Annotated in this window: 12 protein-coding genes; 11 read left to right on the forward strand and 1 reads right to left on the reverse strand. The window is 67.0% G+C overall.

From position 1 onward, the window contains the following. The first annotated feature begins 14 nt into the window (after positions 1-14). Both GON09_RS05900 and GON09_RS05905 read left to right on the forward strand, forming a co-directional pair. A complete protein-coding gene (locus tag GON09_RS05900) occupies positions 15-647 on the forward strand; it encodes a pyridoxamine 5'-phosphate oxidase family protein (RefSeq protein WP_213931004.1) in 633 nt (210 codons plus the stop codon). A 108-nt stretch (positions 648-755) separates the two neighbouring features. Further along, positions 756-1,058: a type II toxin-antitoxin system Phd/YefM family antitoxin gene (locus tag GON09_RS05905; RefSeq protein ID WP_213931005.1), complete on the forward strand. Its 303-nt coding sequence runs from the start codon at positions 756-758 to the stop codon at positions 1,056-1,058. Positions 1,059-1,079: 21 nt separating this feature from the next. Here the strand turns inward: GON09_RS05905 and GON09_RS05910 are convergent, their stop codons facing one another. Continuing rightward, entirely contained in the window at positions 1,080-2,657 is a 1,578-nt protein-coding gene (locus GON09_RS05910; RefSeq protein ID WP_244865402.1) for an ABC transporter substrate-binding protein, read from the reverse strand. Positions 2,658-2,807: 150 nt separating this feature from the next. On the opposite strand from GON09_RS05910, the gene GON09_RS05915 reads away from it, so the two are divergent. The 9 genes from GON09_RS05915 (at position 2,808) to GON09_RS05955 (ending at position 13,213) form a co-directional block, all read left to right on the forward strand. Beyond that, positions 2,808-4,397 carry an acyl-CoA synthetase gene (locus tag GON09_RS05915; protein ID WP_213931006.1) on the forward strand — a complete coding sequence of 530 codons (1,590 nt, stop codon included), beginning with the start codon at positions 2,808-2,810 and terminating at the stop codon, positions 4,395-4,397. A gap of 217 nt (positions 4,398-4,614) precedes the next feature. Next, positions 4,615-5,367 (forward strand): SDR family NAD(P)-dependent oxidoreductase, encoded by a 753-nt coding sequence (locus tag GON09_RS05920; RefSeq protein WP_213931007.1) that lies wholly within the window; start codon positions 4,615-4,617, stop codon positions 5,365-5,367. Between the two features lie 119 nt (positions 5,368-5,486). Beyond that, entirely contained in the window at positions 5,487-6,527 is a 1,041-nt protein-coding gene (locus tag GON09_RS05925; protein WP_307854325.1) for an LLM class flavin-dependent oxidoreductase, read from the forward strand. Continuing rightward, on the forward strand, positions 6,524-8,161 hold the full coding sequence (locus tag GON09_RS05930; RefSeq protein WP_213931009.1) for a long-chain-fatty-acid--CoA ligase: 1,638 nt from the start codon (positions 6,524-6,526) through the stop codon (positions 8,159-8,161). Before GON09_RS05925 ends, GON09_RS05930 begins: the two co-directional genes overlap by 4 nt. Positions 8,162-8,235: 74 nt before the next feature. Beyond that, positions 8,236-10,209 carry an LLM class flavin-dependent oxidoreductase gene (locus tag GON09_RS28845; protein WP_213931010.1) on the forward strand — a complete coding sequence of 658 codons (1,974 nt, stop codon included), beginning with the start codon at positions 8,236-8,238 and terminating at the stop codon, positions 10,207-10,209. Next, positions 10,206-10,931: an SDR family NAD(P)-dependent oxidoreductase gene (locus GON09_RS05940; RefSeq protein ID WP_213931011.1), complete on the forward strand. Its 726-nt coding sequence runs from the start codon at positions 10,206-10,208 to the stop codon at positions 10,929-10,931. Before GON09_RS28845 ends, GON09_RS05940 begins: the two co-directional genes overlap by 4 nt. Positions 10,932-11,077: 146 nt before the next feature. Then, positions 11,078-11,503: a nuclear transport factor 2 family protein gene (locus GON09_RS05945; protein ID WP_213931012.1), complete on the forward strand. Its 426-nt coding sequence runs from the start codon at positions 11,078-11,080 to the stop codon at positions 11,501-11,503. Between the two features lie 55 nt (positions 11,504-11,558). Beyond that, complete coding sequence (locus GON09_RS05950; protein ID WP_213931013.1) at positions 11,559-12,656, forward strand: LLM class flavin-dependent oxidoreductase; 1,098 nt, start codon at positions 11,559-11,561, stop codon at positions 12,654-12,656. Positions 12,657-12,718: 62 nt separating this feature from the next. Then, positions 12,719-13,213 (forward strand): flavin reductase family protein, encoded by a 495-nt coding sequence (locus GON09_RS05955; RefSeq protein ID WP_213934307.1) that lies wholly within the window; start codon positions 12,719-12,721, stop codon positions 13,211-13,213. Positions 13,214-13,217: the final 4 nt, after the last annotated feature.

The raw sequence follows: 13,217 nt of genomic DNA on the forward strand, positions 1-13,217 counted from the left end.
CTTCGATCGGTGCCATGAGCGACCGCACGCGCCTGACCCGCAAACCCGAACGCGGCACCGACGATCCCGCGGTGCTGCACCGCCTCCTCGACGAGGCCCGCATCGCGCACGTGGGATTCGTGCGCGACGGATCGCCCGTGGTGCTGCCGATGGCGATGGGCCGCGACGGAGACCGGGTGCTGTTGCACGGCTCCACGGGCGCCGGGATGTTCCTCGCCGCTCGTGCCGGAATCGAGGTGTCCGTCGCGGTGACGCACCTCGACGGACTCGTGTTCGCCCGGTCGGCCTTCGACCACAGCATGAACTACCGCAGTGCCGTGCTGTTCGGAGTGGCCACCCCGGTCGCCGCGGACGAGAAGGAACGGGCATTGAGGATGGTGACCGAGCATCTGATACCGGGACGCTGGGACGAGGTCCGGTCGCCGACCTCGAAGGAATTGGCTGCAACCACCGTCCTGCAGGTGCCGCTCACCGAGGTGAGCGTGAAGGTCCGGGCGGCCGGTCCGGGTGAGGATGCCGGGGACGGTGAGGATCACTCCGTGTGGGTGGGAGTGGTGCCCCTGCGTACCGTTGCCGACGATCCGATCCCGTCACCGATCACCGGTTCCGCGAGCGCACTACCACGCTCCGTGCGCGCACTCCTGTGATCTCGCCCGGAGTGTCCGCCGTGTCCACCCCCGATTCCTGCATCGATGATGAAAGGATGCCCGCGTCGGGGGAACAGATCGGAGTCGCCGCGAGTGCCATCAACGTCCGTGTCCGTGAAGGCCGCACGCAAGCGGCTCGGTGAGCTGGTCCGAGAGGTCAACGACGACACTGTCGCCGTCGAGATCGTCGGCAAACGTGGCACGGGCGTCCTGATCTCCAAGGCCCGCTACGCGGCGCTGCAGGAGGCGACCTTCCTGCTGCGCTCCCCCGAACTGATGGACAGCCTCCGCCGCGAGATGCAGCGTTCGCTGGAGGCCGCCGCGTCGACGGACCGACCGCAGCCGCCGCCTGCTCGCCGGCGCACGAAGAACAAGAAGAAGAAGCGCAAGAAACGGCATCGAACCCGCTGACCCTCGAACACCGGACGGTCGCTAGCCCGTCGTCCACAACAGTTCCGGGCGGATCGATCCCATCCCGTACATCTGCACGCCGTGAACACCGGCACCGAGGACGGCGGCCGGCGCGGTGCGGATGTACCAGACGGCAGGGTTCAGTTCGACGATGCGCTGTTGTGCGGTCTCGTAGGCGGCGCTGCGCGCGTCGAGGTCCGCGGCTCGTCGTCCTTCATCGATGGCGGCGTTCAGGTCCGGGTCGTCGAGGCCGGTGAAGTTGCCGGTCGAGTCGCCGTGGAAGTTCGACCACAGGGCGGTGTCGGGATCGAGGATCGTGGCGGAGGTGATCGCCACATCGAAGTCGTCGGCGTTCAGCCGCGGAAGCGCGGAGGCGAATTCCAGGACCTCGACCCGGACGTCGACGCCGTCGAATGCGCTCAGCTGCGCCTGCACGGCTTCTGCGACGGCCTTGTTCTCGACGGAGGTGTACGCCAGGAAGGTGAACGACACGGGCTTGCCCTCCGCAGCGAGTTCGTCGAACAGCTCCTGTGCTGCCTGCGGGTCGTGCGTCGGGACCTCGATATCGGCGTAGAACGGCGAGGACTCGTCGAAGAGGGTGCGCGGGAGTTCCGCGCGCCCCGAGAAGACGACGTCGTTCAGCGCGTCGATATCGATGGCGAGCGCGAGTGCGCGTCGTGCTCGCGCGTCGTCGAAGGGAGCTCGCCGGGTGTTCAGCGCGAGGAACTGGCCGCCACCGGTCGGCTGGACGAGGGTGCGGAGTCCGGCGTCTTCGGCGCGGCCGAGTGAGGCCCAGCTGCCTTCGACGGCGACCCCGGCCTCCCCCGCGATCACCGCGTTGACCCGCTGGTTCGTGTCGCCGTTGTGGATCAGTTCGATGCCGTCGAGATAGGGCGCCGGTTCGTATCCGCTGTTGCGTTCGAGGATGATCCGGTCCTGACGGCGCCATTGGGTCATCGTGAACGGTCCGGCGCCGACGGGCTGCTCGTCGAACGTTTGCCGGCCACCGGCGAGTGCGGCCGGAGAGGCGATCCAGTTCAGGCCGCTCCACACCACAGCCTGACCGTAGTGCGGGTTGGGCGCTTCGAGCGTGACGCGCAGTGTGAAGGGGTCGGTGACTTCGAGGGCTTCGATCTGCGATGCCTGGATCAACGACGGCGATCCGGTGGCCGGATCGCGCATCCGGTCCCAGTTGTACCGGACGGCGTCGGCGTCGTAGACGGTGCCGTCCGTGAAGGTGATGCCCTCGCGCAGTTTCAGTTCGAAGGTGGCCCCACCGTCCACGGTGTCGAACGACTCCGCGAGCACGGGGCTCAGCTCGGCGGACTCGGGATCGTTGACCAGCAGCGTTCCGTACAGGGCGTTGCCGATGAGGCTGTTCGACACCCATGCGTTGACGAGGGTCGCAGGATCGAGCGAGCGCGGCTCCCCGCCCTGGACGATGCGCACCGTCCCGCCCTGGACCGGGTCACCGACCTCCGCGTCTGCCGTGGCCCCCGCGCCCCCGCCTCCGCAGGCGGTGAGCACCAGGGCCACCGATGCGGCCGCGGCGACCGCCGAAACCGCGCGTCGGGTTCGACGACGTAGATGGTGCAGCATCGGGACTCCTTCACCGGCAGTGCCTGTGGCAGCGGGACTTCGGATGGAACAACGGTTGCGGTCGAAGCCTGGCCACGACCGGATAGAAACGATACTCTCACACAAGAGAATCATCTTCTTGTCATGCAGAGTGAATTTCTGGAGGTTCCCATGACGGCATCGGCCACCGACCCGCGCCGGCTCGAGCTCACCCCGGCCGCCCACGCTCGGCGCACGCCCGACGCACCGGCGATCGTCATGGGACGGGGCGAGAAGGTCACCTATCGAGAGCTCGACGACCGATCCGCACGACTCGCGACCTACCTGCGGGTGCACGGTCTGAACGTCGGCGATCACGTCGCGATCCTCATGGAGAACTCCCGCGCGTTCCTCGAAGTCGCCTGGGCGGCCCAGCGCTCGGGCCTGTACTACACCGCGATCAACCGGCACCTACGCCCATCGGAAGTCCAGTACATCCTCGACGATTCCGGCGCGGCGGCACTGATCACCGCCGCATCGATGGCCGAGGTCGTCGACGGACTGGATCTGTCGACCGTCGGCATCCAGGTGTGCACCGACGGTGCCCTACCCGGCTTCGACGACTACGCCGCAATCCTCGCCGGCCACGAACCGCTACCGCTCGACGAGTCCGTCGAGGGCCGAGAGATGCTGTACTCCTCGGGAACCACCGGGCGCCCGAAGGGAGTCCGCAAACCCCTGCCGGCCGCACCGTTCGGCGACCCCACCGCACCCCCGGTCCTGATCGCGCAGGGCGTCGCGACTCGGGGCATCGGACCGGGAAGCGTCTACCTGTCCCCCGCCCCGCTGTATCACGGCTCTCCCCTGGTGTTCTGCATGTCGGCGCAGCGCCTCGGCGCGACCGTCGTCGTGATGGAACGGTTCGATCCGCTCCACTGCCTCGCACTGATCGAACGTCATCGCGTGACCTACGCACAGTTCGTGCCGACCATGTTCGTGCGCATGCTCAAACTCTCCGACGACGAGCGGGCGCGCTACGACCTGTCGTCGCTGCAGGAGGTCACGCACGGCGCGGCACCGTGCCCGGTCTCGGTGAAACACAGGATGATCGAGTGGCTGGGCCCGATCGTCCACGAATACTATTCGGGCACCGAGGATGTCGGCGCGAGCCAGATCTCGGCCACGGAATGGCTCGCGCATCCCGGCTCCGTCGGCCGCCCCATGCAGGAGTGCCACATCGTCGGCGAGGACGGCGAAGAACTACCGCCCGGCGAGATCGGGGTCGTATACTTCGCCGGCGGTCGCCCCTTCGAATACCACAACGATCCGGAGAAGACCGCCGGTGTCACCCACCCGAACGGCTGGCGCACGCTCGGCGACGTGGGATATCTGGACGACGACGGCTATCTCTACCTCACCGACCGACAGGCGCTGATGATCATCTCGGGCGGCGTGAACATCTACCCGCAGGAGGCCGAGAACGTGCTCATCGGGCATCGCGCGATCCTCGACGTCGCCGTCATCGGCGTCCCCGACGAGGATATGGGCGAGGCGGTGAAGGCGGTCGTCCAGCTCGTCGATCCCGACACCGCCACCGACGCACTCGCCGACGAGTTGCTCGCCTACTGCCGCCGCGAACTCGCCACCTACAAGTGCCCGACCAGCGTCGACTTCGTCCGCGAGCTGCCGCGCGACCCGAACGGCAAGATGTACAAACGACACATCCGTGAGCAGTACTGGGAGAACCACACCGCGACCCGCACCCGACTCGTCCAGGGTTGACCGAGACCGGCGTTGTGTGCGACATCCACGAGGCGGTTTCAGGTGGAAATCGCACACAACACCGACCTCGACCCGTCGGACAGGCGCACTCTCGTTGTTCCGCTCTCCAATCGTCGTCACAGTTCTCTCACCATCGGGCTCCCCACGTTCGTAGCGTCTGGCAGCACAGGACTCGGTCCTGTTCCTCCCCGGCTCCACGGACAGAAACGAGAGAACGATGTCGTTGAACGGAAAGATCGCAATCGTCACCGGTGCCGCGCAGGGCATCGGCGAGGCCACCGCCAAGCGGCTCGCCTCGGAAGGCGCCACCGTCGTCACCGCGGACATCCAGGACTCGACGCGCACGGTCGACACGATCCTGGAACTCGGCGGCAAGGCCGAAGCCCACCACCTCGATGTGCGGATCAAGGACAACTGGACGGAGGTCGTCCGGGAGGTCGTCGAGCGCCATGGCCGCGTCGACCTGCTGGCCAACGTCGCGGGCGTGGTCAACATGCTCAGCGAGGACAGCGTCGTCGGGCTCACCGAAGAGGCGTGGGACCACGTCGTCGGCACCGACCTCAAGGGCGTCTGGCTCGGCATGCAGGCCGTGATCCCCGGCATGATCGAGCGCGGCGGCGGACGGATCGTGAACATCGCGTCCATGGCGGCGCTGCGCGGCCTGCCCAATCTGGCGTCCTATTCCGCCGCGAAGGGCGGGGTGGTGTCTCTGACCAAGCAGGCGGCCTTCGAGTACGGCGAGAAGAACATCCTCATCAATGCGATCTGCCCCGGCACGATCGACACCCCGATCCTCGCCGACATCACCGACGAGATGCGGCAGGCCAACGCGAATGCCCATATCGTGCGACGTCTCGGCGAGCCCGCGGAGATCGCATCGATGGTCGCTTATCTCATGCGTGAGGGCAGTTTCCTCACCGGCGAGATCTACCCCGTCGACGGTGGATGGGCGGCCAAGGGCAACTTCTGATCCTTTGGATCCGCCCACAAAGGCCGCGGCACGGATCGCTTCACCGCCGAGCATCGGGGAGGCATCGTGTGATCCACGACATACCCGAAGCCCGCCGACGAAGCTCGAGGAGATGCGCCGTGAACGATGAGAACTGCACGTTCGGCCTGTGGTACGACTTCCGCAACCCGGAACGGTGGCCGCGGACGTTCACCGACTTATATGCCCAGACCCTCGAACAGATCACGTGGGCCGAGGCCCGGGGCATCGAATCGGTCTGGTTGACCGAACACCACTTCATGGCGGACGGATACACCCCGTCGCCATTCGTGCTCGCCGCAGCGATCGGAGCACGCACCCGTTCGCTGCGCATCGGCACGAATCTCATCGTCTCGCCGCTGCACAATCCCGTCCGGCTCGCGGAGGACGCCGCGACCCTCTCGTTGCTCACCGCGGGCCGCTTCGATCTGGGGGTCGGGCAGGGCTACTGGAAGCCGGAATTCGCCGCCTTCGGACAGACTTTGCGCAACCGCCCGAGTCTGCTCGAGGAGGGCGTCGAACTCATCCGTCACGCGTGGTCGGGTCAGTGCGACGAATTCCACGGCAAGCGCTACGACTTCCCGGCCCTGCCCGTCACCCCACGACCCGAAGCCACCCCGCAACTGCTCGTCGGAGCGATGGCCGAACCGGCGATCGAACGGGCCGCGCGGATCGCCGACGGGTACCTCAGTACCCAGAACGCCCACCACGAGATGTATCTCGACGCCCTCGAACGCGTCGGCCGTTCACGCGAGGACGGCCGGATCTACGCCGGCCAGTGGGCGGTGATCGCCGACGATCCCGAACGCGAATGGGCACGCATCGGCGAACACGCGCTGTACCAGATCAATGGGTACATCGAGATGGGCGCGTTCGGGCCGTCGGACGCCGTCCCGGCCTTCGCCACTCCCCAGGACCTGCTCGATGCCGGCTCGTTCACGCTGTGGGACGCCGACACCGCGGTCTCCGAACTGACCGCGATGCTCGTGGCACGCCCGCAGATCAAGGACGTGCACTTCTGGGCGCAACTGCCGGGCGAATCCGTCGACAGCGGATCGGCACGCATCGAACTGCTCACCTCCAAGGTGATCCCACAAGTACGCGCGGCGGTCGCCGCCGCCCGACAGGAGGTAACCGCATGACCTCGGCGCCGGCAACCGGCTCCACCACTCCCCTCGTCATCACCGACTTCCTTTATCGGGCACGAGATCTGTTCTCCACCAAGACCATCACCCAATATCAGGACGGCGGGAAGGTCTTCGAATACACCTACGGCGACTACGCCGATCGGGTGCTGCGACTCGCCGCGGCGCTCGTGGACCTCGGCGTGCGTCCCGGCGACCGGGTCGCCACCCTCGCGTGGAACCACTACCGCCATCTCGAGCTCTACATGGCGGTTCCGTTGGCCGGCGCCGTTCTCCACACCGTCAATCTGCGGCTCGAACCCGGCGAGATCGCCTACATCGTCGAGCACGCCGACGACCGCGTCGTCTTCGTCGACTCCTCCCTGCTCCCCCTGCTCGACGCGACCCGCGCGCAACGTCCAGACATGCCGGTGTTCACCACCGACGGAGACGGCAGCGACCTGCCGAACCTGGACGCGCTCGTCGCAGCCGCCGACCCGCTCTCCGAGCCGGTGCCACGGGACGAGAACGACCTCGCCGCACTGTGTTACACCTCGGGCACCACAGGATCACCGAAGGGCGTCGGGTATTCGCATCGGGGCCTGTACCTGCACACTTTCACGGCCTGTCTCGCCGACGGCCACGCGATCAGCGAACGCGACACCGTCTGCCACGTGGTGCCGATGTTCCACGCCAACGCTTGGGGTATTCCCTTCGCGGCCCTGATGACCGGCGCGAACCAGGTACTTCCCGGCGAGCATCCGATGGTGCCCGACATCGCCACGATCCTCACCGACGAACAGGTCACCTACACCGGGATGGTGCCGACAGTCGCCGTCGACCTCGTGCGACACGCGGTGTCCTCGGACATCGACCTGACGAGCCTGCGCGCACTCGTCCTCGGTGGGTCGACCCCGACCCCGGAGCTCGTGCGCAGCATCGAGGAAGACCTCGGTGTGCGCGCCTATCAGGGCTGGGGCATGACCGAGCTCTCGCCGATGGGTACCTTCGCCCGGCCGCCGCGAGCCGCCGACGACGACCCGCAACTGCGATATTCCTACATCCGTCGGCAGGGGCGCCTGCTCCCCGGACTGCGGTGGAAGCTCGTCGACGACGACGGCGCTGTAGTTCCCCACAACGGCATCGACCGCGGGGAACTGCTCATGCGGGGACCGTGGGTGGCCGAACGGTACTTCCGCGACGAACACCCGGAAGCGTTCGTCGACGGCTGGCTGCGCACAGGCGACATCGCCACGATCGACCCCGAAGGCTATCTGACCATCGTCGATCGGGCGAAGGACCTGATCAAGAGCGGCGGCGAGTGGATCAGCTCGCTCGCGCTCGAACAGGCACTGACCACCGTCGCGGGTGTGGCCGAGGCCGCGGTGATCGCGGTGCCGCACGAACGCTGGCAGGAACGTCCCCTGGCGTTCGTGTGCCCCGTCGAGGGAATCACGCTCGATCCGGACGTCGTGGCCGACGCGCTCACCGCGATCGTGCCGCGCTGGTGGGTGCCCGAGCGCATCGTTGTGGTCGACGCCCTGCCCCGCACCAGTGTCGGCAAACTCGACAAGAAACGCCTGCGCAGCACCGTCGGCGACCGGTTGTTTGTGGATACCCACAACGGCTCGACCGCAGGTTCGCCCGGGTGAGGCCACCCCCGCTCTAGCGTCGGGTCCACCGGCCCACCGCTCCGGGGGCATCCGTCGTCACGAGGAGGAACACCGTGAAGTTCGGGATCTTCTACGTCCTCGAATGTCCCGACCACGACTTCGCGCGGGCCTACCGCGAGATGCTCGACCAGATCGCCTACGCCGAGCAGCTCGGCTTCGACGAGGTGTGGCTGGCCGAGCATCACGGAACCGACTACGGCTCGATGCCGTCGCCGCAAGTCGCTGCGGCGGCCATCGCCGCTCGCACCGAGCGGATGCGCATCGGCATCGCCGTGAGCAACCTGACCTTCGACTGGCCGGTGCGCATCGCCGAGGACTACGCGATGGTCGACGTGCTGTCCGGCGGCCGCCTCGACTTCGGGGTCGGTCGCGGCTACCAGCCGCAGGAGTTCCACAACATGGGCGTGGGACATCTGCAGAGCGAGAGCCGCGAGCGGTTCGTCGAGGCCCTGGAGATCGTGCGGGGCCTGTGGAGTAAGCCGGTCGGGGCACCGTTCTCCTATCACGGCAAGCACTTCGACCTCGTCGATGTCGACTGCCGGCCGGCGCCCGTCCAGCAACCCACTCCGCCGATCTACATCGCGTCCATCAGTCCCGAAACCCTGGATCTGGCGGCCGACCAGGGTTACAACATGCTCGTCACCCCCACCCTCATGACGATGCCGGAACTCAACACCTTCGTCGTCGACGCCAAGCGGCGCCTGCGCGATCTGGGCCGCGACATCCTCGACCTCGACTTCCCCATGAACTGGCAGATCCACCTCGCCGACACCGAGGATGCCGCGGTCGAGAACGCGCGCGAGGCGCTGACCTGGTATTTCGACGCGGCACTCACAGCGGTACCGCAGGGACCGGACGTACCGGCCACTTATGAGCGCTACGCGCAGCTCGTCACCGCCGCCGACGAGGCCGGAGGTATGACCGTCGACGGCCTGCGCGAGGGCGGCGTCGTCTATGTCGGTGAGCCCGACGGGCTGATCCGCCAGATCGAGGCCCTGCACGACGAGACCGGTCTGCAACACCTGATCTGCTGGATGCGCTTCGGCGGACTCGACCACGACAAGGTCATGCGCTCGCTGGAACTGTTCGCCGAACACGTCATCCCGCATTTCCGTGAGCGCGAACCCGTCGTGCCGCGCGCTCTGCGTGAAACCGACCCGCACACAGCGACATCGGTACCCGAAATCCATCCCTACCCCACTTCCCCACTCGCACAGGAGGACACCATGGGATTTCTACCCGTCGAGAACGATCGCAGCATCTACTTCGAACACCACCGCGGTGACGGACGGCCGGTCGTCCTGATCCACGGCTGGGGTGCGACCACCCGTGCGTGGGACACGACCCTGCCGGCACTGCGCGCCAACGGCAACGAGGTCGTAACCGTCGACCTGCGCTGCTGTGGCCGTTCGGACAAGGACTTCGACGACGTCTCCATCGAGGCGCTGGCGTCGGACATCGTGCGCCTGGTCGACCATCTCGGTCTCGATCGCCCGGTGATCAACGGCTGGTCGCTCGGCGGCGCGGTGGCCACCGCCGCGGTCGCACAACTCGGCGACCGGGCATCGGCCCTGGTCCTGACCGGGGGCGCCTCCCCGCGCTACACCGCCACCGACGACTGGCCGCACGGCGGCAGCGTCGCCGACGTCGAAGGCGTCCTCGCGTCGGCTGCCGCCAATCGCGCCGAGACCTTCCGCGGGGTCGCTGCGGCGGTGTGCGCCGAGAATCCGGGTGAGGCAGTGCTCGATTCGATCTGGGACATGTTCATGGCCATGGGCCCCCGCGGGGACGACTCGCTGCGGGATCTGGCCACGGTCGATCTGCGCAAGGAGATCGCCGCCCTCGAGGTGCCCATCCTGCTGCTGCACGGCCGGGCCGACAACTTCGTTCCGTTCTCCGCGGCCGAAGCCGTACCTGCGCTCAATCCGCGAGCCGAGGTCGTGGAATTTCCGTCCAGCGGGCACGCGCCGTTCCTCGAGGAGCGCGACCGCTACCTCGCCGAATTGACGGGATTCCTGAACCGATGAGCGACTCGAAGAATTGGCTGGTCACCGGTGGCTCCCGCGGCATCGGCCGCGCCGTCGTCGAGGCGGCCACCGCCCGCGGGGACCGCGTCGCGGTGTTCGCTCGCAAACCGGCCACCGAGCAGTGGACCCATGCCGATCGGGTGATCGAAATCCATACCGACATCGGCGATTCGGCGTCGGTCGGCAGCGGCGTGGCCGAGGTGTTCGACCGGTTCGGTTCGCTCGACGTCGTAGTCAACGCCGCGGGCGTGCACCGCGGCGGCCGCATCGGTGATCTGTCCCGGCAGCACTGGGACGAGGTGATCACGACGAATCTGACGGGGGCGTTCGAGCTCGCACGCGCAGTGGTCCCCCGCCTCGACGCCGGCGCTGCGCTGATCAATGTCGGTGCGGTAGTGGGTTTCCGGGGTTTCCCGGGTGATGTCGCCTACGGTGCGGCCAAGGCCGGACTGAGCGGACTGACCCAGGTGCTTGCCGTCGAACTGGCTCCGCGCGAGATCCGCGTGAACCTGGTGATCCCGGGTTTCGTGGATACCGACATGACCTCGGCGCTCACCGGACGCGCTCGCGAGAAGGTCGTCGCGGCGATTCCGATGGGCCGCACCGGCCGACCCGAGGAGATCGCGCAGGTCATCGTGGGTGTCGCGGATTCGCCCTACATGACAGGCAGCATTGTGGCCACCGACGGTGGGTTGATGAGCTCGTTCAGCTCGCGTAGTTGAGCCTCCGGTCGTTGTAGCGACCTACAACGACCGGAGAACTCGCGTGACCCACACCACAGCAACGCGATTACTCTCGACACCAGCAGCACAGATACCCATTCCCCCGCTGCAGGATTCATCCGATTCCTCGTTCCAAGGAGCCCCAGATGGACAACGTCGCGAGTGCCGGAAGTCTCGAAGCGGCCAACAAGAAACTCGTCGCCGAATTCATGGAGGTCTTCTCCACCGGCAACGTCGAGGCGATCCTCGGCTATCTCTCCCCCGACGCGACCTGGTGGGTCGCGGGCACCATCGAAGGCATATCCGGCACCAAGACCAAGGACGAATTCCGCGCGATGCTCTCGGGGCTGTCCGCGAACACGAAGACCGGAGCGATCGCGCTGAACCCGCTCGCGTGGACTGCCGAGGGCGACCGCGTCGCGGTGGAGACCGAGTCGTATTCGGAGATGAACAACGGCCGTGTCTACAACAACCTCTACCACTTCGTCTTCGAAGTCCGAGACGGACTGATCCGGTCGGTGAAGGAGTTCCTCGACACCGAACACACCCGGGCCGTCTTCCTCGCCCCCTGACCGACACCCCGCTCCACCCCATCCCATTCCTCGACTCACACAAGGAGATACGTCCATGGACGTCGGAATGCTGCTGGTCTTCCAGAACTACCACGAGAACGTCAGCGACCAGGAGGTCTTCACCCGCGAACTCGACATGGGTGTCGACGCAGAGAAGTACGGCTTCGACGCCGTCTGGTCCGCCGAGCACCACTTCGACGACTACTCGATGTGCCCGGACAACATGCAGATCATGTCGTACCTCGCCGCGCGCACCTCGACGGTCAAGCTCGGCACCGGCGCCGTGATCCTGCCGTGGAACAACCCGGTGCGCGTCGTCGAGAAGATGACGATGCTCGACATGATGTCCGGCGGCCGCGCCCTGTACGGCATGGGTCGTGGCCTGGCGAAGATGGAGTACGACGCCTTCGGGATCCCGATGGACGAGGCCCGCGGACGGTTCGTCGAAGGCGCGAAGATCACCATCGAGGGCCTGCGCACCGGCATTGTCGACAACCCGGACGGTGAGTTCTACCCGCAGTCACGCGTGGAGATCCGGCCCGCCCCGAATCCGGCCTACGAGTGGGGCCGCGACCGCCTGTTCGGTGCCGCGATGTCCCCCGATTCGGTCCCCGTCATCGCCGACCTCGGCGTCCGCATGATGACCTTCATGCAGTTCGAGTTCTCCAAGCACGCCGAGACGATCAACCGCTGGCGCGCTCTGTACCGGGAGCGCTGGGGCACCGAGCCGCTGCCGCCGGTCATCCAGGATTTCGTCATCTGCCACGAGGACGCCGAGGAAGCCCGCCGCCTCGCCTACGAGCACGTTGCACGCTACTTCCTGTCGGTCATCAAGCACTACGACTTCGCCGGTGAGCACTGGCGCAGCACTAAGGGCTACGAGACCTACCAGGCGGGCGCCGACATGATCCGCGAGGCCGGCATGGAAGCCGCGGCCGACGCGTACGTCGAGGCCAACGTCTACGGCACACCCGAGCAGATCGTCGAGAAGTACGCGGCCCGGCACGAGCAGATCGGCGACTTCTTCGCCAACGCGGCCTTCGCGTTCGGTGGCCTGCCCATCGATCAGGCGGAGAAGGCCCTGAAGCTCTACGGCGAGAAGGTCGTTCCCGAGCTGCACAAGATGAAGGCACCGGTTCCGGCCAACGCCTGACCCCGATCCGGGCGGTGCCCGAGCCCTCGGGCACCGCCCGCTCCACCCCGTCGGAGGACGACATGAATTCCCCTGCCACCCAGGATTTCACCACTGCGTTCCGTGATGTCATGGCCGGTGTGTGCACCCCGGTCACGGTGGTGACCGCACTCGACGGCGACCGCCCGCACGGCACCACCGTCAGCGCCTTCGCCTCGTTGTCGATGACTCCTCCGATGGTGCTCGTCGCACTCGATCGCGGCTCGGACCTGTTGACGGTGGTCCGTGACCAGGGCCGGTTCGGCATCAACATCCTCGGTCACGGCCAGGACGATCTGGCGCTGATCTTCGCCCGGAAGGGCACCGACAAGTTCGCCGGCGTCGACTGGGCGCTGACCGGCGGCGCACCCCGGATCGTCGGCGCACCCGGCTGGGTGGCCTGCACTGTGGCGGACCTCGTCGACGGCGGCGACCACGTGGTGGTCCTCGGGCACGTCGAAGATGCCGACCGTTCGGATCACCCGCCGCTCACCTACCACCGGCGCACCTTCGGCACGCACAGCGTAGGACAGGAGTAGTCGT

It is taken from the genome of Rhodococcus sp. B50 (genome assembly GCF_013602415.1).
Taxonomy (GTDB): domain Bacteria; phylum Actinomycetota; class Actinomycetes; order Mycobacteriales; family Mycobacteriaceae; genus Rhodococcus.